This window comes from Labrys sp. HAY1-8F (genome assembly GCF_056754975.1).
Genome location: NZ_JBPGWZ010000002.1, coordinates 5340001 through 5363074, shown reverse-complemented (window position 1 = coordinate 5363074; position 23074 = coordinate 5340001). Strand labels below are relative to the sequence as shown.

Sequence of the window (23074 nt, the reverse complement as noted above, 5' to 3'; positions counted from 1 at the left end):
AGGGCCTCGGATGCACGCACGGATGGGGACTGCTGCGCAGATGCGGGAAGCGGTGCGTGGCTGCCGACCTCACCGACCGGTCGATCCAGATCGGCAACGAAGCCGCCAAGCAGGTCCTGCAGCTGCGCCAGATATCCTTCCACCGTCGCCTTGTTGTAGAGTGAGGTGTCGTATTCGCAGGATATGCGCCAGCCGTCGGGACGCTCGACGAAGAAAAAGTTCAGGTCGTAGAGCGCGCCCGGCGAGACGGACGGCATGTCGATCAGGCTGAGCTCCGGGCGTTCATCGGTGGAGATGAACGAGCGCTGGCAGATCAGATTGACGGAGAACAGCGGATTGCGGCCGGGCTCGCGCACGGGCTTGGCGATAGCGATGATGTCCTCGATCGGCATACGCTGATTGAGCAACGCCCCCTCGATGACGTCATGCATCTGGGCAAGCAATTGCCGGAAGCTCGGATTGCCTGTGATCCTGGCGCGCAACGGCACGGTATTGATGAAGGGACCGACAATGTCGTTGAGTTCGACGCGATCCCGCCCGGCGATCTGCGTACCGACCGTAATATCCTCACATCCGCTGCGGCGATGCAGGAGACACATCAGCGCCGCGGCTCCGACCATGAAGAAGGTGCAGCCTTCCGCCGTGGCCAGCGCCGACACAGAATCAGTCAACGTACGGGGCAACTGACGCCCCAGGATGAAGGCCGACGCGGTGCCAGTCCCCTCAAGCACCTTGTCTGCAGGAAGATCGAAGCGCTTGAACCCGGCCAATTGCGAGGTCCAGTAAATCCGTTCGTTCTTCAGCGCATCCGCCTTCATCCATTCGCTCTGCCACACCGCAAAGTCGGCATATTGCAAAGGAAGGTCGGCCAGTTTCGGCGTCCGGGCGCGCAGCCGGGCCTGGTAGAATTCCATCATGTCACGCGCGATGATCCCCATCGACCAACCGTCGCTGGCGATGTGGTGAACAGTGACCAGGACGATGTGCTCTTCGGCCTCGACTTTGAGCAGGGTCGCGCGAAGATTGGGCACCTGCGTCAGGTCGAAAGGCTTGCGAGCCTCGATCTGGCTGATGCGGTCCCTTTCCTCATGGCGCCCCGCTTCCGGCAGCAATGTCAGGTCGATGACCGGGAGCTGGATCGGTGCCGCGGGATGAACGAGTTGCTCGGGCTCGCCATCGACGTCGCGATAGCTGGTGCGCAGGATCTCGTGACGGTCGATCACCGCGTTCAGCGCTTGCTGGAGCACACCGGCATCGAGCCGACCGCGCAGGCGCCACCGCACCGCAACGTTCAGCGCGGGGTCTTCCGGCGTGATCTGGTCCAGGATCCAGAAGCGGGCCTGGGCCAATGAACAGGGAAAGGCATAAAGGTCCGTATCGGCTTCTTGCGAGCCGATGCCGATATCGTTGTCTGTTTCAGAGCCAGCCATCGACTTCACCGTTCCGGAGATTGCAGGGCGCTGGCGGCGACTCGACGGCTGCTCCTGGCAACGCGAACGAGTTGCGGGAGCTCGGGAGGTTCCGTGACGGGCGCTACCCCAGCAAGCGTGGCCGCCGCCTTGGTGATGCTGCGTTGCTGCAGCAGGGTTTTGGCCGACAGGCTCAGCCCCGCCTGGTTTGCCCGTGCCACGATCTGGAAGATATGGATCGAGTCCGCACCGAGCGTGAGCAGGTCGTCCGCCACGCTGATCCTCGGCTGGCCGAGAACCTCGGCGCAGATTTCAGCCAGGACCGTCTCGGCCTGGTTTCCGGGCGCGACATAGGTGGCCGACAGCTCGTTGGCGGCCGACTCGCTCGGCTTGGGTAGAGAGCGGCGGTCGAGCTTGCCGCTCGAACCGCGCGGCATGGCGTCCAGGCGGACCCACTGGCCGGGTATCATATAGTCGGGCAGGTCCCGGCCGAGGGCATTGCGAAGAGCCTCTATGCTCGGCACGGTGGAAGCGGGAGCTTCATAATACGCCACGAGCCTGGGATCACCCGGAATGTCCTCGCGCAGGATCACTGCATTGACGTCGAGGCCCGCCTTGGCGATCGCCGCCTCGATCTCGCCGAGCTCGATGCGAAAGCCACGCAGCTTCACCTGGTGATCATTGCGCCCAAGGAGCTGGAGACGGCCACCCGGCATGAGGCGGGCAAGATCTCCCGTACGATAGAGCCGTGCACCGGGCGTGCCGGAAACACTGTCTTCAATGAACTTCTCAGCCGTCAGATCCGGGCGGCGGAAATAGCCGCGGGCGACGCCATCGCCACCGATATGGAGCTCGCCCACCACGCCGAGCGGCTGCACGCGATCGAACTTGTCGAGCACATGGAACTGGGTATTGGCGATGGGGTGGCCGACCGTGATCGGATCCGGCCCTGGACGGATATGGGCGACCGACGACCAGATCGTGGTCTCGGTCGGGCCATACATGTTCCAAAGCTGCCCGCCATTCTGGACCAATTGATCCGCAAGGCTGCGCGGCAGTGCTTCCCCGCCGCAGAGCATTTTCAGCTTCGGCGATGGCTTGAAACCGGATTCGAGCAGGATCACCCAGGTGATCGGGGTCGCCTGCATGACGGTGGCACCGCAATTCTCCAGACGCTTGAGCAAGGCATGGCCATCCGCCGTCTCGCTTTGGGGCGCGATGACCACACTGCCTCCGCAAGCCAGCGGCAGATAGAGTTCGAGCGCCGCAATGTCGAAGGAGATCGTGGTGACAGCCAGCAGCCGGTCCTCGGCGGTGAAGCCCGGTACCTGACGCATCGATGCGAGGAAATTGGCGACGCAGCCATGGGTTACTTCGACCCCTTTGGGCTTGCCCGTCGAGCCGGAGGTGAAGATGACATAAGCAAGATCCTCGCTGCTCGCCTTGATGCCCGGCGTCGGCAAGGGCTGACATGCGGCGATCGCGTCGCGGTCGCGATCGACCAGGATCGTCACGGCGGCAGCCGAAGCAATGTCGTCATAGGCCGCCTGGCTCAACACGGCCGCGACCTCGGCCTCCGCCAGAATGCCATTGAGCCGGGATGCCGGGTGATTGGTGGCAAGAGGAACATAGGCACAGCCCGCCTTCAGCACGGCCAGCAGGGAAACGAGCATGTCGAGCGAACGATCGACCAGCACGGCAACACGCGCGCCCTTGCCGAGGCCGCGATCGCGCAAATGCGCTGCAAGCTGGCCAGCTCGACGGTCGAGCTCGCCATAGGTGAGCTGTTGATCCTCGAAGAGTGCAGCCGCGGCCTGCGGATTGGCAGAGGCCTGGGCCTCGATCAGTCCGTGAATGGTGAGCAGGCTCGGGTCGGAAGGCGCGGGCATGGACGGTCCGGCCAGAGTGGCAGTCAAATCACCGGCAGCCAGTAACGGCAAACGCTCGATCGGCGTCGTGATGTCGTCGGCGATCGCCTGCAGCAAGGTGCGGTAATGCCCCAGCCAACGGCGGATCGTCTCCTCGTCGAAGAGATCGGCATTATAGTCGCAATCGATGCGCAAGCCGTTGGCGGATTCCGTCACATTCGCAAAGAGATCAAAGGTCGAGAAGCTCTTCGGGTTGGGGACGACTTCGGTCGTCAGCCCCGGAAAGGCCAGATCCCCGCCCAGGCGCTCCAGATTGAACTGGACTTCGGCAAGCGGCAGCCGGCTGGCATCGCGCGGGAGAGTCAGCTTGCGCAGGATGGTGCCGAGCGTGCAGCTGCGATGGTCATAGGCCTCCAGCACGCTCTGCTTGGTGGCGGCCAGAAAATCAGCAAAGCTCATGCCGTCCTGCCAGGACGCATGCAGCGGCAGCAGGTTGACGCAATGGCCGACCAGAGCCCTGTCGTCCTCGACCAGGGATTGACCGGCGGCCGGAATACCGACCACCACTTCGTTCTGGCCAGCAAGGCGACCCATCAGGATCTCGAAGGCAGCGAGCAGCGTGGCGAACAAGGTGCTGCCGCGTTTGGCCCCGGCCTTGCGGACCGCTTCATAGAGCGGCCTTTCGATGGCAAACTGGGCCGAACCGCCGTTGAACGTCTTGATCGGCGGTCGCGCGCGGTCGCAGGGCAGCTCGAGAGGCGGTGGCGCTGTACGGAACTGGCCGACCCAATAGGTTTCGTCATCAGCCACTTCCCGCAAGGTCTGCGCATAGCGGCTGAAGGGGAGCGGATCGGCCAGCACGGGCTTGCTGTTCTCGACCCTGGCCCGATAGAACTCCGAGAGTTCGCCAATCAGCACATTGACCGACCAGCCGTCGCAGACGATGTGATGAGCGGTAAAGACAAGGACGTGCCGATCCGGCGCCAGCCGGACTAGTTCGCCGCGCACCAACGGGCCACCCACGAGATCGAAGGCAGTCCTGGCATCCAGCTCGATCCGCGCCTTCAGAGCCTGTTGCGGCGAGGCTTCTCCTGAAACATCCACGAGTGGCAGGTCCAGGCGGAGCTCGGGTGCGAAGCTCATGCGGGTCCCGGTCGTGTCGAAGTGGATGCGCAGCGCATCGTGACGCGCGATCACGTCGTTGAGGGAATCGCGCAGGGCCGCCGCATTGAGAGCGCCATCAAAACTCAGGCTGATGGACTCGTTGAAGGCACAGGAAGCCTCGTCGCCAAGCTGCGCGGAGAGCCAAACTTCGGTCTGGGAGGCTGTCGGCGCGATCGGCCCCGTCGGAGTGGTCGCCTTCGGCGCCGCCCCGGTCTTGCTGTCACCGCCCGCAACCGGAGGACCACCGGGCAGCATGCCGTCGGCCTGCATCGCTTCGATGCTGTCGCGGAAAGCCTGGACGATGCGGGTGACGTCCTCGTCCGTATGCTCCGTGGTCAGGAAGCAGGGGAAGCCCTCATGCACATAGATGCCGCGGGCACGCAGATGATAGTAAAGCAGGCTGCCAAAGCGGTAGTCATGGCTCGGATTGATATAGAACAGGCTGCCATAGGTCGGGACCGGCAGTGACAAGCCACATTCGGCGAAACAGGCCGACAACTGCTCGACCAGGCGCGCCATGCGGGCCGAGACCTCCTCCTGCAGGGCCGGCCCCCTGGATTTCAGATGCTCGAGCACGGCCTCGAGCGCGGCCAGGACCAGCGGATGGCGAACGAAGGTGCCGGCAAAAAAGGTGACACCGACCTCCGGATAGGAATCGTCGCCATAGCGCCAGTCGCCGCCGTCAAGCGCATCCATGAAGCTGGCCTTGCCGGCAAGAACTCCCACCGGCAGCCCACCGCCAACCACCTTGCCGTAGCAGGCCAGATCCGCCTTGATGTCGAACAGATGCTGCATGCCCCCGGGATGCATGCGGAAGCCGGTCACCACTTCGTCGAACACCAGCGCGGTGCCGGAGGTTTCGGTGACAGCGCGAACCTGCTTGAGAAACTCGACGGGACGCAGGTCCGGGCGCCGGCTCTGTACAGGCTCGACCACGACGGCGGCAAGCTCACCGGCATGCTCGCGGATCCAAGCAAGCGCGTCGTCCGAGCCATATTCAAGCACGGTGACGTTCTCGACCGACTGCGGCGGAATTCCTGGCGCCACCGGCAGTGTGCGATGCTCGCCCTGCCGGACCTGCCCCTTGACCAACACCTCGTCGAACTGGCCGTGATAGTCACCGGCGAAGGTGACGACGCGCTTGCGGCCGGTGACCGTACGCGCCACCCGCATGGCCGCCATCACGGCTTCCGAACCGGTGTTGCAGAAGGTGGCGCGCTCATTACCGGTCATCTCGCAGAAGAGAGCCGCAACCTTGCCCGCCCTGGCAGATTGCGGGCCGATGGCGAAACCTTCGTGCAACTGCCTGTCGACCGCCTCGACCACGAAATCAGGCGCATGGCCGAACATGGTCTGACCGTAGCCATTGACCAAGTCGACATATTCGTTGCCGTCGACATCCCAAATGCGCGAGCCCTTCGAGCGGGCCGCGATCACGGGATAGACCATCTCCTTCCAATCGGGATTGAAGCCCGAGGCAGCGCGCGGATCGGCCAGGACGTTGCGATAATCCTGCGTCAACTGCTTGGAGCCGGGGCTATGGGCATTCCAACGCGCCACGAGTGCTTCGATATGACCACGCTGGCGGGCATCGAGCCCCTGATCCTGCGACTTCTGGGTGTTCTTGGCGACGGCGAAGCGCGAAGGCAATTCCCTCACCGGCGCGCCATCGGCCGGGGCGGCCGGGGCAGGCTGTGAGGCGACGGGAGCCTGGCCCTGCGATGTAGCCGGCACGGCGGGAGGGGCAGCCATCACGGCCTGGACGGCAGGAGCCTGCAATACCGCCCCGCCGCGCAGCACCTCGAGCTGCTGCTGCATCAGCTGGCCCATGACCTGCAACTGGTCACGCATCAAGCCCTCGACGCCAGCCCCTGCGCCGGCAAGCGGCAACACCGCCGAAAGAAGCGGCGCGGGCTGGCTGATCGTCGAAACGCCCCCCGGAACCGTCGCGACGGCAGATACCGCGGCCATCGGGACCGGCGTTGGTTCGGCTGGAGCAGGTGCGAATTTTTCGGGCGGCAACGCCGCTGCGACATGCTCCGTCAGGGCCTCGATGCTGCCGAGATCTCCCAGGAGCGCACGGAAGGTGATCTTGAGGCCGAACTTGTTCAGGAGCTCCTGAGCAGCCTGGGTCAGGAACAGGGAGTCGAAGCCCATCTCCAGGAAGGTCGTGCCGGGTTCGGCGGAAGCCACGTCCTCGCCGGAAAGGTCGGCGAAGATCGAGATGATGGCGGCCTTGATGGTATCTGTGCGGGCGGTCATGTCGGACATCACGGTTTGCTCGAGGAGCGGCATTGCGAGGATTTCGGCAGGCGGTGCAATTTCCGCAGATGCCGGTTCGGATCGTGGGGCGGCGTGCGGGTTGGCCGCGGCCACGGGAGTGCTCTGGCGCATGGGTGACTCGACCCAGTGGCGCGTGCGTTCGAAAGGATAGGTCGGCAAAGGCACCCTGCGACGCGTCGCCTCGGTCGGCTGCAACGCCCAGTCGACGGCCACGCCGGCAGTCCACAAGCGACCCATGGCCTCGGCCATGGTGTCCTGGTCGGGCCGCTCGCGCGCGGCGTCGGGCAGGCAGGAAACCACGGCCCTGCCCCTCGCTGCGCCTTGCAGTGACAGCGTGGTCAGTGTGTTGCCGGCGCCGACTTCGAGCAGGACCGTCGCCGCATCGCCGAGCAGGAGGCCCAAGCCGTCGGCAAAGCGAACCGGCTCACGGAAATGTCGGGCCCAGTAGTCGGGCGATGTCGCAGCTTCACCCGTGATCCATTGACCCGTGACGCCGGAGACGTAGGGAATGGTCGGCGGCTTCAGGCCGATCCTACACACTTCCTCGGTAAAGGGCGCGATGATTGGATCCATCATGGGGGAGTGGAAGGCGTGCGAGGTGTGAAGCCGGCGGCTGACGACGCCACGCGCCTTCAACTGCGCTTCCAGCGCATCGATGGCGGCGTCCGGCCCGGACGCGACACACAATGCAGGACCATTAATCGCTGCGATGGCAAGATTAGCGCCGAGTAAAGGCGCAAGCTCCACCTCGGGAAGCCTTACCGCCAGCATGCCCCCCGACGGAAGGTTCTGCATCAGGCGGCCGCGGGCGGCTACGAGCGGCAACACCTCTTCGAGCGTAAAGACCCCAGCAAGGCAGGCTGCGACGAATTCGCCAACGCTATGCCCGATCATCGCGCGTGGCACGATTCCCCGGCTGATCCACAATCGGGCCAATGCATATTCGACCGCAAAGATCGCGGGCTGGGCATAGCAGGTGGCGGCCAAGCGCTTGTGATCATCGGCCTCGCGCTTGGCCGGATAAAGCAGTTCCTTGAGATCGCGCTCCAGATGAGGGCGCAGGATCGCCGCGCAACGGTCGATGTCGGCCCGGAAACCTGCCTCGGCTTCATAGAGGCCGCGCCCCATGTCGGGATATTGCGACCCCTGCCCCGGGAACATGAACACGACGCCCGGATCACCGGCGGCCTTGAAGGCGCGTGCCGCCGGATCGTTCAGGGCTGCGACAGCGGCCGGGATATCATTGCAGGCCGCCGACCAGCGATGGTCGAATGCCTTGCGCCCCACCTGCAGCGTATGGGCGACATCCGCAAGCTCCAGCGTCGGATTGGCACTCAACCGGCCGGCCAGGGCGGCACGAGCCTTGGCCAGAGCTGTCTCGCTCCGCGCCGACAGCGTGAGGATTTCGACAGTCCTGCCGGCCGCACGCGGCTCCAGCGAGGGGGCCTCTTCGAGCACGACATGCACGTTGGTGCCACCGACGCCGAAGGCGCTGACGCCCGCACGGCGCGGCTCAGGCCCCTCCTGCCATTCCGTCAGCGCCGCATTGACGAAGAACGGGCTGTTCTCGATGTCGAGACGCGGATTGGGTTTCTTGAAGTGCAGCGTCGCCGGCAGTTGGCGGTTCTCGAGGCTGAGCGCCGTCTTGATGAAGCCGACCACGCCGGCCGCCGCATCGAGATGGCCGACATTGCTCTTTACCGAGCCGATGGCGCAATATTGGCGGCCCTCATCTCCGGTCGCCCGGAATGCCTTGGTCAGGCCCGCGAGCTCGATCGGGTCGCCGAGCGGCGTCGCGGTGCCGTGGCATTCGACATAGCTGATCGACGTAGGATCGATGCCGGCATTGGCATGCGCCATCATGATGGCGGCTGCCTGGCCATCGGAGCTCGGCGCGGTATAGCCGACCTTGGCCGCACCGTCATTGTTGACGCCGCTACCCCGAACCACGGCATAGATATGATCGCCGTCGGCGAGCGCGTCTTCCAGTCGCTTCAGCAGCACGGCACCAGCGCCGCTACCGAACACGGTGCCCTTGGCATCGGCGTCGAAGCTGCGGCAGTGCCCATCCTCCGATACCATGCCGCCTTCCTGGGTCAGATAGCCTCGCTTCTGCGGGAAAGTGATGGAAACGCCGCCAGCAACGACCATGTCGCATTGGAACAGCAGCAATTGCTGGCAGGCCTGCGCGATCGCCATCAACGAGGTCGAGCAGGCCGTGTTCACGCTGAAGCTCGGCCCGGTCAGGTTGAACTTGTAGGACACCCGCGTCGCCAGGAATTCGCGGCTGGCGCCGAGCAGCATCGGGTATTGTGCGACCTGGAAGGCATTGGTGAAATCCTCCGACACGTTACGATTGCCGACGACGTGGTGGAGGAAATAGGTGTTCATGCTACAGCCGGCGATGACGCCGATGCTGCCTGGGAACGTGGCCGGATCATAGCCACCGTCTTCCAGGGCTTCCCAGGCACATTCGAGAAAGATGCGATGCTGCGGGTCGGTCAGTTCCGCCTCGCGCGGATACATGCCGAAGAACTCAGCATCGAAAAACTCGACATCGGGCAGGATCGGCCGGGCCCGTACGAAATTGGGCGCGCGCCGGACTTCGGGGCCAAACGTATCTTCGAGCTCGCTGTCCTCGAAACGCGTGATCGATTCAACGCCATTGCGCAGGTTCTGCCAGAACTCGCCGACAGAGCGGGCGCCGGGAAAGCGGCCCGCCATGCCGATCACCGCGATGGCGTTGAGCGGAAGGTCGGAGATGGAGCTCACCTGCCCGCTCCCATCTGGCGCTGGCGCAGGCGCTGGAGCGCCTCGGCCTGCTGGCGGGCCCGGAGATTCTCGGGCCGAGCGGCGGGCGCCGTAGCAGGTGCGGCGCTCGAACGGATGAAATTGGCCAGCGCCGTGATGGTGGGGCGCTCGAACACGTCGCTCAGGCGAAGCTGAGGATGGATGCTTTCCTGGATTTCACCGAGAACGGTGAGAATCTGCAGCGAACTCCCGCCCTGATCGAAGAAATTGATCTTGGTACTGACGTCGGGCACGGACAGAACACGCGCCCAGATGGCCGCAATCTTCTGTTCGAGCTCATCGCGCGCCTCCGGCACGATCGGGCTGGCGGTGAAAGTCGGGATCGGCAGCGCCTTGCGGTCGAGCTTGCCGTTCTCCGTCATCGGCAATTCGCTCAGATCGACGAAGGCGAAGGGAAGCATGTAGTCCGGCAGGGTCTGCGACAGATGCGCCTTCAGGGTGGCGGCATCGGCCGGAGTTGCCGAAGGCACGATGTAGGCGACCAGCTTCGCTTCACCGGGCCCGTCCGTGCGAGCAATCACGGCGCAAGCCGTGACGGCCGGATGGCGCATAAGCTGGTTTTCGATTTCTCCCGTCTCGATGCGGAAGCCGCGGATCTTCACCTGGTGATCGCTGCGCCCAAGATATTCGAGATCGCCATCCGCCGTACGCCGGACGAGGTCGCCGGTCTTGTACAGCTTCTCGGCAACCTGATCTTCCGAGGGCTGCCAGTCGATGAAACGCTCCGCCGTCAGCTCGGGACGGTTCAGATAGCCGAGGCAGACCCCCTCCCCGCCGACATAGATTTCACCTTCCTCGCCCACCGGGACAGGCTTGCGGTTCTCGTCGAGTACATGGATGCTCAGATCGGGGATGGGCACGCCGATCAGGCTTGCCCGGTTGCCGTCGAGTTCGGCCGCAGATACGGGGCGATAGGTCACGAAGACGGTGGTTTCGGTGATGCCATACATATTGATGATGCGTGGCTTGGCATCGCCATAACGATTGAACCAGGGCCGCAACATCTGGAACTCGAGGGCTTCGCCACCGAGGATCACGTAGCGCAGGGCCAGGGCAGAAGCCTCCGGACGGCGCCTGTCGACCTCGATCAAGGTGCGGAAAGCGGACGGTGTCTGGTTGAGCACGGTCACTTTTTCATGGACGAGCAGGTCCAGGAAATCCTCGGGCGAACGGCTGATGCGATGAGGCACCACCACCACGCGGCCCCCATAGACCAGTGCTCCCCAGATCTCCCACACGGAGAAGTCGAAGGCGTGCGAATGGAAGAAGGTCCAAACATCCTCAGGCCCGAAACCGAACCAGTGATCGGTTGCGTGGAACAGCCGCACGACATTGTGGTGCGACAGCTTGCATCCCTTCGGCCGGCCAGTGGAACCAGAGGTATAGATGACATAGATGAGCGACTGCGGATCGATGGCAATATCCGGATTCGTGACCGGTTCGGCGCTAAGGCTATTGGCGTCCTGATCCAGCAAAATCATCGGCAGATCGCTCGGCGGCAGCGTCGGGCGGCCACTGGTCGTGGTCACGAATGCCAGGGGTCGGGCATCCTCCAGTGTGAAGGTCAGTCGCTCGCGCGGATAGCTCGGATCGAGCGGCAGATAGGCGGCGCCCGATTTCATGATGCCCAGCATGCCCACGACCATATCGATCGATCGCTCCAGGCCGATGGCGACCAATGTATTGGGCTTCACGCCCATCTTGAGCAGGCGATGGGCGAGCTGGTTGGCGCGGGCGTTCAATTCGCCGAAGGTGATCGAAACGCCGTCGCAGGTTACGGCAAGGCTGTCGGGGCGAAGCGCGGCCTGCTCGCTGATCAGTTGATGGACAGACAAGTTGGTTTGAAACGTGCTCACGCAGCCCCCATGCAAAAATCGTGTGATAGTCGCCCCGGAAGATCGTTCTGCCGCAGGCCGTGCCGCCGAGCCGCCGTTGCCGACACCCTCCAGCACCGATGTAATACCCATTGCTTTCCTTCGACCCATCGGGGCGGCGAGAGGTGCTGAACTCAAGGCTGGTCGCAAGCCGGAGTACCCCGGCTCTCGGATGCCTCGTGTGCGCTTTCACACACTCCCCAGCAAACAAACCCCACAATCGTGTCGAACATTCCCAGACTAGCTTTTGCCTTCCTCACTCCAGATATGCGTGAGCAATACTTTAATATCGACGCGATCTTATGTTTCGAAACCATGCGTGAATTTACCGTGAAATGGCAAAATCTTCGCAAGAAAACCTAAAAACTTACGAGGTACATTACATTCGACGAAGGAATTATTAGAGTGGTAGGCTTCTTTCGCTTTCATGGCCCCAGCAAAACAAAATGACCTTTGCGGCAATCAAGAAAACCGGCGAAGCTCGATGCAAACTCAAAGAACCCATCCAACGAAACACTGCGATTATTGTAGAGTTCGAAGATCACAGTCTCAATTCGGGAAATTGAATGCCCTCCCCCCACCCGATAGGCAAAGTCGGACCAAAAGGAGTAGGTTTCATCAACCCCGGAGCCTAGCGCCCATACTCCGATAGCCTTACGGCGCGAGATTAAAAGTGGAGGTACCGGTCGAAGCCCCGCCGCCGCCGATCGCCCCGGGAGAGCTTGCGCGCCGGCCTCGATGCTGATCCTGTAGAATCAGTCAATCGCCACGCCAGTTGAATCCAAGCTTTCGATGCCCCTTCCTTCGCCCATACCGCCCACCCCTCAGGACGTTCATGTCTGGCAATGGGATCTCGACGCCAGCGAGAGCGGCTTCGATCGGAGCTGGAAAGTCCTATCGGGGGAGGAGCGCGGTCGCGCTGACAAATTCCGCTTCGAACGGCATCGGCGCCGCTTCGTGGCAGCGCGGGGAGAACTCAGGCGGATTCTCGGCAATTATCTCGCGACACCGCCGCAGGAGGTCGGATTCGGCTATGGCGCCGAAGGCAAACCCTTCTGCACGACCCAGCCTGTGGGATGGCGGATCTGCTTCAATCTGAGCCATAGCGAGAACGCGGCGGCACTTGCCGTCGCAAACGGTTTCGAAATCGGCATCGACATCGAGCATATCCGCCCGATCGAAGACGGCGTCGCACTGCAGGTGTTCTCACCTGGCGAACGCGCGCAATTCGACGCATTGCCGTCCGGGGCGCAGCAAAGCACCTTCTTCGAGAGTTGGGCCCGTAAAGAGGCCTGCCTGAAAGCGCTCGGCACCGGCTTTGCTCATCCGCCAACTCATTTCGAATTCGATCTTGCCATCGGAGGCGACACGGCACCTCGCTTCGTCGGCGGCGACTCCGAAGAAGCGAAATGTTGGCGCATTCGCGCTCTGCGATCCGAATTGAACCGCGCCGGCTCGGTGGCGGCACGGCGCCTCGATTGGTCGATCGTCGAAATGAACTGACGGACAGCATCGGCCGCGCTGCCGATACGCGCAACAGACAACGCACAGAGTTGTCCGAACCCTGGCGCCTATGTAACGCCTCAGAAGGCGATACCGGATCCTGGCGACGGCTTCCGGCCCGCACCTACGAGACGATCAAGATGAACCCGGGACCTTCAACCGGTCTCGGGCTCATGGATTGATGCCACCACAGCCTTGCGCGCAGTGGCTGATTGAACGAATGTCCAACCGCGGTTGCGGCTTAAGCCGCAACGGCGTGGACTTGCGTCTCGGAACGCAGAACCGAGCCGGTGATCTGGCCAGCAGCGGCAATCCCGGCACGCATCTCCTCGCTGATCTCGAAAAGACCAGCATAGGTCATCACGCGGCCGATTCTGGTGGGCACGCCGATCACGTCAGCCGGACAATTGGCGAGTTTGAAGATGCGGGCCATGCGTGCATCGTAGACTGACACCACGAAATCGATACCGGCCAACATGCCGACCTCGACAATGCCGCACAGCAGCTCCGTCGTCACCGAATGCAGGCGACGGTTGCCGTCAGTGGCAAGATCGGGATCGATCGCAAACCGGGAGCTTTCCCAGATGAGCGGGCTTTCTACAATTTCGCCGTCCGGCAACAGTACAGAGAACACATCGCGCAGCATATTCGGGCCAGTCGTCGGCAACAAGCGCAGACCACCTTCCACACGCCCCGTGTATTGATTTCGCGATATCAAGTAAACAGGGTCGCAATCGTCGAAATAATCGATTTCGCGGCCGTTGGAAACATTAACGTCCCAATCCAGCCTGTCTTTAAAGACCCTCGCACGCATCTCGTAAAGTGCATCAAGGGTTTCAGTATGTAAATGACGCTCGTAACTTTGAATGACTTCAATCATCGAACAGACCCTCCGTCGGAATCTGCTCGAATTTATTAGTCACTTATTCCCTTAGAAATACGGCGTATTTGACGGGTTACCTCGTTCCGAAAAAAATGCTCATATTCATTGCCTTGGCGACGGCATGAGTAACATTGGTTGCATTCAGTTTTGCTCGAGCCAGGTCGAGGTAAAACCGCACCGTTCGATCCGAAAGGGAGAGTATCGTCGCAGTTTCCGAGACCGTCTTGCCGCGGGCAACCCACTTCAGGCATTCGATCTCACGCGGAGAAAGATGGACTTCCTCTTCTTCAACCGCCTCTGTTCGCAGGATGGCATTGTGGATGTGGTAGGCCAAAACCTGGAAGTCGCGCTGGAAAGCCCCCAACGTCTGATCCCATTCCTGATCGGGGACGTCGCTGGTGATGGTGAAGAGAGCGCGCTCGCCATGGCGACCGCGGATAGGAAAAGTCAGGCCTTGGCGCCCCAGCCCAAATTCGGCAGCTTCGCCGAAAAAGGCACGGAGCTTTGACCCTTTCAGGTCGAATTTGCGCCAGTCAATAGGCAGGACAGCCGAGAACCCCTCTCTTAGAACGGGATCTATTCTAACGTAGTTTTCGCTCTTATAGTGCTCAACCCAGTCATCGGAGTAGGTAACAGCCAGATAGGGATCGTCGCTCGTAGAGCTTGGAATATTTACAGCAAAATAGGCAGCCGTACGCAGCCCGTAACTCTGAACAACTCAATTCAACATCCCTTTTACGTCTCGGGACGTCGGTACACTGCCAATTTCATCGACAATATCATAATATATCTTGTCGAGCGCTCTCATATGCCGCCCCCTAAACCACGGACGGTATGATAATGCAAAACCTAGCGGGATGCTAGTTCCTAGATTACTTCGCAGGCGCTTGCCGGGATGGGATGAAGACTTGAATTATATACTTCAATGTCTCTTTAGACCTCGAAAGAAAAATGGCAGAAGTCTGAGTTCATTCCAGTCTGATGCCAGTTAGTAGCTAACCAACAAAGGTTGATCGGTTGAATATTCGTCAAGAAACGGCAATCGATTGAACCTCCGATATGACGATGTTTCGCCATTCTCACGAACGGTGGGGTCGAACCGATGATTAATAAGGGTCACGACGTAATGCCTGAAGTTCAACAAGGTCAATCGATGGTCACCATCGATGACGACACCGGCACGATCACCATCGATCTGGTGGCTTATGGGCCGGTGCGAATCGTGATGACGGCCGATGGCGATATTGAAGTCGAGGGTCGTAGTATCTTGAATACGGCTCACTGGACGAGTTTCGGCAACGAGTTCCCCAAGCGGGCCTGACACAGAAGCGAGCCTGACACTCAAGGGAGCTGACGATCGCTGGACTGGACGATCGTTGCCGGACACTTGGTTCTCGGGCGCATCCAGATCCGCTGAATGACATGAAGCCCGGGTGGTTATGCCGCCACGGGCCTCATTTGCATGGCCATTTTCCAGCCGCCGCGATGACGCGCGCTCTGTGCGCTCCATCTTCTTCAGCCCCAAGCCAGATCACATGGCCAGATCATATGGCAAGACCACCTGCGCGGGCGCGTGAAAGCTGCCGCCACACCGCGGCGACATATCAATGGCCGCTATCCGATCATATCGCCTTTGCGCTGTGTCCTATCCCATCTTGGAACCGGGCACTGAGCCCAGATCCGCGCCTCTCCGATCGTGCCCGCCCCGCCATTGTCACATATTTGCGCGAGGCATGATTCTGTGAGCAGAGGTGATAAAGCCTCATGGCATCCGCATTGCGATATGGCAGCAGCATGCTCGCACTGCCTAAGAAATGGCCTGGCTCTCGGAGATGCCCGCCGCTTCCCTCCATGACTGGTGCCGTCTTGCCGATCGTCACCTGGCCGGCACGGCCAGACCGCGTTGTGCAAAATCGCACATCGCAGTCCCGCGCCATGGTGTTTCTCACCTCAAGGGTGGCATCCACAGGCGTTATCAAGGAAGACGTCGAATCCAGGCTACGCTGGGCCAATTTCTCGGCCCACGGTCACGGCACGTTCAATATTTCCCCAAAAAGGAAACTATCTTCTTCCTGGATTGCGATAACATGGAAGTTTGACATTTCGCTGAAAGTCCTTGCCTATTTCGCAACTGAGGGAGGGGAAGCAGGTGAGATCGATCGGTGAGAGTGGCCTCACACACGAGGGAGAGCGTTACTTGAAGATCCCCGTTTGTGTAATCGACAAGCGTGCCTTCTGGCGCGATTGTCTGACGATGTGCTTGACGGCCTCTTCTGCAAATCTTGCTGCCGTCGGCTATGACACCATCGACGATTGGCTGACAGCCTCCACGCACGCCCCTTCATCGATCATCCTGCTATGTGCCACCGGTGAGGAAGGTACGGCCCGCGCCATTCAGTCCGGGCTGGATCGTATCCTCTCCAGCGTACCGGGCGCACGCGTGGTCATCCTATCCGATATCGACAATCCGTCTACGATGGTCTCCTCCTTGGAGCGTGGAGCACGCGGCTTCGTGACCATGAGCCTGAGCCTGGAAGTGGCCATCGAAGCAATCCGTATCGTGAATGTCGGTGGTACCTTCGTTCCGGCCAGCGGCCTGTTGTCCGCACGCCAGGGCTTCGCGGCACCGACCAACGGCCAGTTGCCGGCCATTGAAGGGCGCCCCCATTTCACCGAGCGCCAATTGGCGATCATTGCCTGCGTCCGCAAGGGCGAACCGAACAAGATCATCGCCCATAAGCTCAATATGACCGAAAGCACGGTCAAGGTTCACATTCGCAATATCATGCGCAAGATCAAGGCCAAGAACCGCACCGAGGTTGCGTTCCTGACCAATGAGCTGCTGCTTCCCAGCGAAACCTCGAACGACTGAGGCGCGCGCCCTCATCGACGATGTACAATGGACTATATGGCGGAGGCCGGTTCGCGGTCATGCCCGCCACCCGGCATCGCGAACGCACCTCTTCTGCCCTTGCCTCCTCCAGCAACACCTTGCTCTCCGACGTGAGGACAGCTAGTGGCTTTTGCATCATGGATGGAGTGCGCTACATGCCTGGAACGATCCGGATTCTCGATGGCGGCATGAGCCGGGAACTGCTTCGCCTCGGAGCAGAATTGCGCCAGCCCGAATGGTCGGCCCTCGCATTGATGGAAACCCCCGATACCGTCCGCCGAGTTCATGCCGAGTTTATCGAAGCCGGCGCCGAGGTGATCACCACCAACAGCTATGCCCTGGTCCCCTTCCACATCGGTGAGCAGCGCTTCCGCGAGCAAGGGCCTGCCCTGATCGACCTCGCCGGCCGGCTCGCAAGGCAGGCCGCCGACAACAGTTCCGGCCGCAAGGTATTAGTCGCGGGATCGCTGCCGCCGATCTTCGGCTCCTATGAACCGCAGCGCTTCGATCCCTCCCGTGCCCAGGAATATCTCAGCGTTCTGGTCGCCGGCCTCGCGCCTCATGTCGATGTCTGGCTTGGCGAAACCCTCAGCCTGATCGCCGAGGGCGAGGCCGTGCGTCAGGCCGTTGCCGCCACCGGCAAGCCCTTCTGGGTCTCCTTCACCCTGGCCGACGAGATGGGGGCCGAGGACGACGAGCCACGGCTGCGCTCCGGCGAAAGCGTGGCCGATGCCGCCGCCTGGGCGGCCGGGTCGGGGGCTGGAGCGCTGCTCTTCAATTGCAGCCGCCCCGAGGTGATGGGCAAGGCCGTACGCGTGGCCCGCCATTTGCTGGACGAACGGCAATCCGACCTCGAAATCGGTGTCTATGCCAATGCCTTTGAAGAACAGGAAGGAGATGGCGCCGCCAACGAGACCCTGCATGGCACGCGCGAGGACCTGACGGCTACCACCTATTCGCGCTTTGCCTGCGAATGGGCCGATGCGGGCGCCACCCTGATCGGCGGATGCTGCGGCATCGGTGCCCGGCACATTCATGATCTCGCGGCGGCCTTGAGGCGCTAAAGACTGCCTCGGATCGGCGCCTCACGCCCACCCCAGGTAGAGAGTCTCCGGCGCCATAATCGCCCTAGCCGGCTCTGCCCAGGGCAATGGCCGATCCGGTGAAAGGCAAGACGAGATCGTAACCCGTCGGCGGCGGCGCGATCGGCGTGGTTGCCGCGGTACCAAATTGAGTGATACCCGCCCCGACGGCCTGTGCGAGATCGTAGCGCCTTCCACCGAAGTCGAACGGATTACTGGCGGTCAGACGGGCCGAGAACACATTGGTACCCACGATGGCCACGCTCGCCGCAGTGAGCGAAGCTGCAACCGTGGTGCCGACCACCAGGCTGGTGCGGCGAAAGGTGGCGATACATTCGCCCTGTGCAAAGGAGGCCGGATCGGCAAAGGTCGCCCCTGGCCGCCGCTGCAGATACAGGGAGAATTCACCGACCGGGTCGAGCCCAAGCGACAATGCGCCATTGTCGATCCCATCCGCCTTGAACGGCGTGGCGGCAAAGGTGAAGTGAGCGCTGGTTTCGGCAGGAGTGCCGTCGAACAGCAGCGCGTCCGGGAACGGCAAATGCAGGAAGTAGCCGTAATCCGCCAACAAGCCGTCATTGGCACGGTAGAAGCGTCCGGTGGCGTACCAGGCAAGTTCGGCGGTCATCAGCGCGGTCATGAAGAGTCCTCAGCGGCAAAGGAACGCTACTCTATAGACCGGGAGCCAAGCGCGTTCACGATTGAACGCTTATCTGCTCCAACTTTGGGAGCTCGAAAGATCGAGGCGACACCGCACGCCCGCAGACGCGCCTCGATATTCTTCTCAGGATTTACTCGTCCCCCCGAACCACCGGTGCCGACCTGTGGCGGCTTCGACTTGACGGTGACGGTCGCCGTCTGGCCCGCCACCAGGCGGAAGCCCTCCGGCAGCTTGTCGAGCGCCACGCGGATCGGCACGCGCTGGGCCAGACGCACCCAGGAGAAGGTCGGGTTGATGTTGGCCAGAAGATTCGAGCCGTCGCTGCGCTCGCGATCCTCGATGCCACCGGCGATGCTCTCGACATGGCCGCTGATGACGGCCGGCTGACCCATCAGATGGATGTCGACGGGGTCTCCCACCGCGATCCGAGGCAGCTTGGTTTCCTCGAAATAGCCCTCGACGCGCAGGGAGTCGGTATCGATGAGCGCGGTCACCGCCTTGCCCGCCGCGACATAGTCGCCGGGATTGAGGTGGAAGTTGGTGATCACCCCATTGACCGGCGCCTTGATCTCGGAGCGTTCAAGATTGAGCCTGGCCACCGCCTGGTTGGCGAGGGCCTGCTGGTAATTGGCGCTCGCAACGTCCTGGCTTGCCAAGGATTGCTCGATCTTCTGGGCGGATGCCACGTCCTTGCCCAGTTCACTGTAGCGCACATAGTCGCGCCGCGCCTGCTCGAGCGTGGCCTTGGTGCCGGAGACGGCCGCATCGGACTGCTGCAAGGCGAGCTCGAAGCGCTTGGGATCGATGCGGATGAGAACGTCGCCGCGATGGACTTCCTGGTTGTCGCGGATCAGCACCTCGCTGACCAGCCCGGACACGTCCGGCGTGATGCCGACGATATCGGCCCGGACATGGCCATCTCGGGTCCATGGGTCGTTCATATAATAGTCCCACAGCCGCCAGCCGAAACCGGCAGCGATGACGACGACGATGAGGGTAATGAGGACTCGCCCCAGCGAGGCAAAAAAGCGTTTCACGATACGAACCGTTGAAAGATGGAAAACAAGCCGCTCAGCACGATGACGAACAATGCGAGATCGAACAGGGAGCGGTGCCAGACCAGGCGATAGACGCCAGCCCTGGCCAATGCAGAGCGGATCAGGAGATTGGCGATGATGGCGACGAGCGCGAGGATCATCAGGCTCGGCACATAGACGCCAAAGATATCGATGTCGGCGTTCACGATGCCAACTCCATTTTGGCGAGCCCCAGTTCGGCAAGGGCGGGCATGGCTGCGGGTGCGGCCAGGTTCACGGGTGCCGGCGAAGCGGGAAAGAGGGCGCGCCGCAAGCCGACGAGCGCCTGTACGGCATTCCGGCGCACGCTCTGCTCCACGCCTTGCGCAAAATCCGACAGAGCCTCGTCGATGGCGCCCAGCAGCGAAGCCGGAGGATCGACCGCCCTGCCCGTCGCCGCCCGCGTGCCGTAGAATCGGGCGATGGCATCGAGCAAATGCTGCAAGCGCCGGCGCTGTGTGGACGACAACTTGCTTCTCAGCCTCTGCAGATCGAGCACGTTGATGCCGACCCGCAGTTCCACCAGGAGATCGGCCGCTGCCACATCCTCGCTGACGCCTTGGGCCAGCCGCGGCACCAATTGGCCGAGCCGATCGAAGACACGACCGGCGAAAGCATTGGCGTCGGCATTGCGCCCGCCGCGCGAGGTCGCGGCAATGTCCGCCCAGCCGGCCTTGACCAGACGCTTGGCGACCAAGGCCGCACCGAAGGGCCTGGTGGCCAGGGTCCAGACCAGGGCAAAGCCACCGCCGAGGATCGAGGCAACTGACGAGTTCATGAAGGCCGCGAACTCGGCGCTGTAATTGGCCTGCAACCCGACGAAGGACGCCGTGTTCACCGCCAGCAGCATGGCGATCATGTTGAACTGCGGGCGCGACACCAGCGTCCCGACGAGAATGAACGGTACGGCGAACATCACCACCAGCCCGACATAGTCATGGGCAAGCGGCAGAAGGGCGAAGAGATACACCGCCGACAAGCCGACGCTGATGGTCATCCACACCGTGAAGCTGCGGATCTGGTTGACCGGGTTGTCGATGGCGGCAAAGAAGGAGCAGCCGACCGCCGTCATGATCACACAGCCCGATCCCTCGCTCCAGCCGGTCCATATCCACATCAGGCCGGACAGGATGGTGGCGAGCACTACCGAGCCGACCTGGAAGGTCAGAAGCGCATAGTCGTAGTGGCTAACCTTGCCGACGGTCCGGCGCATGCGGAAGGTCGGTCGCCAGCGGCTGATGCGGTCGCCGAGTTCGATCTGCCGCTGCAGTTGGCGGCAATCCTCCCACAGATCGACCAGTTCCTTCATGCGTTCCAAGGTGCTCGAAAGCACCAAGGCAGGCCATTGCGCCTGCTGGTCGCTGCCTGGATCGCTTTTGGGCTCCAACGCGGAAATATCGGCAAGCAGTCGGTCGGCCGCGCCGCGCTCATTGCCCTCTCCCGAGCGCATCCAATCAAGCAGGCGCGCACGCAGGGCTTCGATTCCGGCGACCTCCCCGCTCGTCTCATGCAAGGCGGCCAGACGGTCGTCCAGGGACGACAACAGCGGCAGGAGCAAGGCCATGCGCCCTCGCAGCTCGTTGGCGACGCGCACGGTCGCCTGGTTCGCCGTGTCATAGCTGAGCTGGCTGATCAACATGTCCATCGCCCGGATGTCGCTGGCCAGGCGCTGGCGTTCGGGCGTGGCGCCTGTTCCGGCACCATCCGTGAGCACGGCGCTCGCCCAAGCTCCCGCATCACGCAGCCAGCCCTTGATCTGCTGCGCAAGCACGGGCCCGATCCGAGCCGGAAAGAACAGGGAGTTCACCAAGGCGGCGCAGACGATGCCGAGCGTGATCTCCTCGGCGCGCGAAATGGCGACGTCAAAGATCGTGTCCGGCGCATTGACGGTGGGCAATGCAATAAGGGGAAGCGTGTAGCCCGCCAGCATGAAGACATAGCTGCGCGGCGTGCGGTCCAGCAGGGAGACGAACAGGAAGACGCCGGTCCACAGGCCGACGACGATGATGAACAATTCGGGCGCGGACGAGAAAATGGGCAGTAGCAGGATCGACCCGGCCGCGCCGATGAAGGTGCCGAGTGCCCGATAGAGCGCTTTCGACGTCGTGGCCCCAGCCAGGGGATTGGCGACGACATAAACAGCCGCCATCGCCCAATAGGGCCGCTCCAGCCCGGCGGCCAGCGCGATATAGAGCGCCACCATCGAGGCCGAGAAAGCTTTGAGCGAGAAGACCCAGTCCCGAACGGTCGGCAGGGGAAAGCCGGCGGTCATGTCGCCGCCTCCGCCTGCTGGCGGGCCGACGCCTCCTCGATGGCGCGGAACACCCGCAGCGTTGCCTCGATGTCCTCCTGCGACACATGGCCAAGAATGCGGGCGCGCAAGGCGACGAGCTCCTGCTCGATCACGCTTGTCACCCTTTCGCCCTCGGCCGTCAGCCAGAGCGTCTTGGCCCGGCGATCTGCGCCCTCGCGCCTCTCGATCAGGCCGCTGACACAAAGCTGGTCGAGCAGGCGCACCAGGGAGGCTCCTTCGATGCCGATCGCATCGGCGACTTCGGTCTGATTGACGCCGCCGCCCATGCGCTCGATCTGGATGAGCGGCACCGCAGCGGCGTCGGAGACGCCGTGGGCCGCGACGATGTCATGCACCAGACGGCGCCAATGGCGGCCGATCTGCTGGGTTTTCCCGGTCAATGCAAAGCGCAAGGCGTCAATCTTTTCCATGCCTAATAATTAGCATCCTAATTAAAAGCATGCAAATTATTTATTGCGCCCGGTAACGCCGAACGAGAGAAAGCCTCCTGACATCATCTGTCAGTCGGGCGTATAGAATAACGGTTCCACGTCGGATGAGACGCCATGGCCCGAACGAGCCGCCTCCTCTCGCTCCTGCAGATCCTGCGCGGCAAGCGCCGGCCGGTGACGGCGGCTGCCCTGGCTGAGGAACTCGCCGTCTCCGAACGCACGCTCTATCGCGACATCGCCGAACTGGTCGCCCAGGGCGCTCCCATCCAGGGCGAAGCCGGCATCGGCTATATCCTGCGGCCCGGCTTGTTCCTGCCCCCTCTGATGCTCTCGGAGGACGAGACCGAGGCCATCGTGCTTGGACTGCGCTATGTCGAGCAGCGCGGCGACGACACGCTGGGCGGCGCGGCCCGGGAGGCTCTCGCCAAGATCGAGGCGGTGCTGCCGCCTGCAGCGCAGGAAATCGCCCGCAATCCGATCGCCCTGCCCGGACCCAGCCACAAGGGCTTCCCCGACAACAGGGTCGCGATCGAGGTGTTTCGTAGCGCCATCCGTGCCCAAACCAAATTGCGCATCGACTATGGCAACCTCAATGGCCAGGCGACCACCCGCGTGATCTGGCCGATTGCCATCGGCTTCATGAACGAGGCGCGCATGCTCGCCGCCTGGTGCGAGTTGCGTGAAGACTTCCGCCATTTCCGCACCGATCGCATCGCGGCCGCCAGCGAGATCGGCGAGCGCTATCCCGGACGGCGCAGCCAACTGGTGAAGACCTGGCGTGCCGTGATGGACGAAATCGCCAAGCGCTAGCCCCCTACTGCG

Annotated in this window: 14 protein-coding genes and 2 pseudogenes; 6 read left to right on the top strand and 10 right to left on the bottom strand. The window is 62.3% G+C overall.

Features of this window, described 5'->3' with window-relative positions; all coding sequences use genetic code 11:
* Positions 1–77: 77 nt before the first annotated feature.
* The 3 genes and pseudogenes from ACR9ZN_RS33890 to ACR9ZN_RS33880 form a co-directional block, all read right to left on the bottom strand.
* Positions 78–1430, bottom strand: a pseudogene (locus tag ACR9ZN_RS33890) (condensation domain-containing protein); the annotation flags it as partial.
* Between the two features lie 5 nt (positions 1431–1435).
* Positions 1436–9496 (bottom strand): amino acid adenylation domain-containing protein, encoded by an 8061-nt coding sequence (locus ACR9ZN_RS33885; RefSeq protein ID WP_481274289.1) that lies wholly within the window; start codon positions 9494–9496, stop codon positions 1436–1438.
* Complete coding sequence (locus ACR9ZN_RS33880) at positions 9493–11391, bottom strand: amino acid adenylation domain-containing protein (protein ID WP_481274288.1); 1899 nt, start codon at positions 11389–11391, stop codon at positions 9493–9495. Before ACR9ZN_RS33880 ends, ACR9ZN_RS33885 begins: the two co-directional genes overlap by 4 nt.
* Positions 11392–12201: 810 nt before the next feature.
* Between ACR9ZN_RS33880 and ACR9ZN_RS33875 the strand changes: the two genes are divergently transcribed.
* The gene (locus tag ACR9ZN_RS33875) at positions 12202–12912 is read left to right on the top strand and encodes a 4'-phosphopantetheinyl transferase family protein (protein WP_481274287.1); all 711 of its coding nucleotides are present in this window, start codon (positions 12202–12204) and stop codon (positions 12910–12912) included.
* Between the two features lie 241 nt (positions 12913–13153).
* On the opposite strand, the gene ACR9ZN_RS33870 is transcribed toward ACR9ZN_RS33875, so the two are convergent.
* Positions 13154–13792, bottom strand: coding sequence for an acyl-homoserine-lactone synthase (locus ACR9ZN_RS33870; RefSeq protein ID WP_434955977.1), 639 nt, complete (start codon positions 13790–13792; stop codon positions 13154–13156).
* 76 nt (positions 13793–13868) lie between these two features.
* Positions 13869–14465 (bottom strand): LuxR family transcriptional regulator, encoded by a 597-nt coding sequence (locus ACR9ZN_RS33865; protein ID WP_481274421.1) that lies wholly within the window; start codon positions 14463–14465, stop codon positions 13869–13871.
* Positions 14466–14921: 456 nt separating this feature from the next.
* Between ACR9ZN_RS33865 and ACR9ZN_RS33860 the strand changes: the two genes are divergently transcribed.
* The 4 genes from ACR9ZN_RS33860 to ACR9ZN_RS33845 all read left to right on the top strand — a co-directional run bounded on the left by ACR9ZN_RS33860 (position 14922) and on the right by ACR9ZN_RS33845 (position 17752).
* Positions 14922–15116, top strand: coding sequence for a hypothetical protein (locus tag ACR9ZN_RS33860; RefSeq protein ID WP_441772547.1), 195 nt, complete (start codon positions 14922–14924; stop codon positions 15114–15116).
* A gap of 545 nt (positions 15117–15661) precedes the next feature.
* On the top strand, positions 15662–15961 hold the full coding sequence (locus ACR9ZN_RS33855) for a hypothetical protein (protein ID WP_454813593.1): 300 nt from the start codon (positions 15662–15664) through the stop codon (positions 15959–15961).
* A 31-nt stretch (positions 15962–15992) separates the two neighbouring features.
* A complete protein-coding gene (locus tag ACR9ZN_RS33850; protein ID WP_434955974.1) occupies positions 15993–16667 on the top strand; it encodes a LuxR C-terminal-related transcriptional regulator in 675 nt (224 codons plus the stop codon).
* A gap of 176 nt (positions 16668–16843) precedes the next feature.
* Complete coding sequence (locus ACR9ZN_RS33845; protein WP_481274286.1) at positions 16844–17752, top strand: homocysteine S-methyltransferase family protein; 909 nt, start codon at positions 16844–16846, stop codon at positions 17750–17752.
* 64 nt (positions 17753–17816) lie between these two features.
* Here the strand turns inward: ACR9ZN_RS33845 and ACR9ZN_RS33840 are convergent, their stop codons facing one another.
* The 5 genes and pseudogenes from ACR9ZN_RS33840 to ACR9ZN_RS33820 form a co-directional block, all read right to left on the bottom strand.
* Positions 17817–18410 (bottom strand): hypothetical protein, encoded by a 594-nt coding sequence (locus ACR9ZN_RS33840; RefSeq protein WP_481274285.1) that lies wholly within the window; start codon positions 18408–18410, stop codon positions 17817–17819.
* A 200-nt stretch (positions 18411–18610) separates the two neighbouring features.
* Positions 18611–19468, bottom strand: a pseudogene (locus ACR9ZN_RS33835) (efflux RND transporter periplasmic adaptor subunit); the annotation flags it as partial.
* Complete coding sequence (locus tag ACR9ZN_RS33830) at positions 19465–19674, bottom strand: DUF1656 domain-containing protein (protein ID WP_454813586.1); 210 nt, start codon at positions 19672–19674, stop codon at positions 19465–19467. The gene ACR9ZN_RS33830 and the pseudogene ACR9ZN_RS33835, both read right to left, overlap by 4 nt.
* Complete coding sequence (locus ACR9ZN_RS33825) at positions 19671–21779, bottom strand: FUSC family protein (RefSeq protein ID WP_481274284.1); 2109 nt, start codon at positions 21777–21779, stop codon at positions 19671–19673. Before ACR9ZN_RS33825 ends, ACR9ZN_RS33830 begins: the two co-directional genes overlap by 4 nt.
* Positions 21776–22231, bottom strand: a complete 456-nt coding sequence (locus tag ACR9ZN_RS33820) for a MarR family winged helix-turn-helix transcriptional regulator (protein WP_434955970.1) — start codon at positions 22229–22231, stop codon at positions 21776–21778. The genes ACR9ZN_RS33825 and ACR9ZN_RS33820 overlap by 4 nt, the downstream gene beginning before the upstream one ends.
* A 135-nt stretch (positions 22232–22366) precedes the next feature.
* Here ACR9ZN_RS33820 and ACR9ZN_RS33815 point away from each other — a divergent pair, with 135 nt between their 5' ends.
* Complete coding sequence (locus ACR9ZN_RS33815) at positions 22367–23062, top strand: helix-turn-helix transcriptional regulator (RefSeq protein WP_481274283.1); 696 nt, start codon at positions 22367–22369, stop codon at positions 23060–23062.
* Positions 23063–23074: the final 12 nt, after the last annotated feature.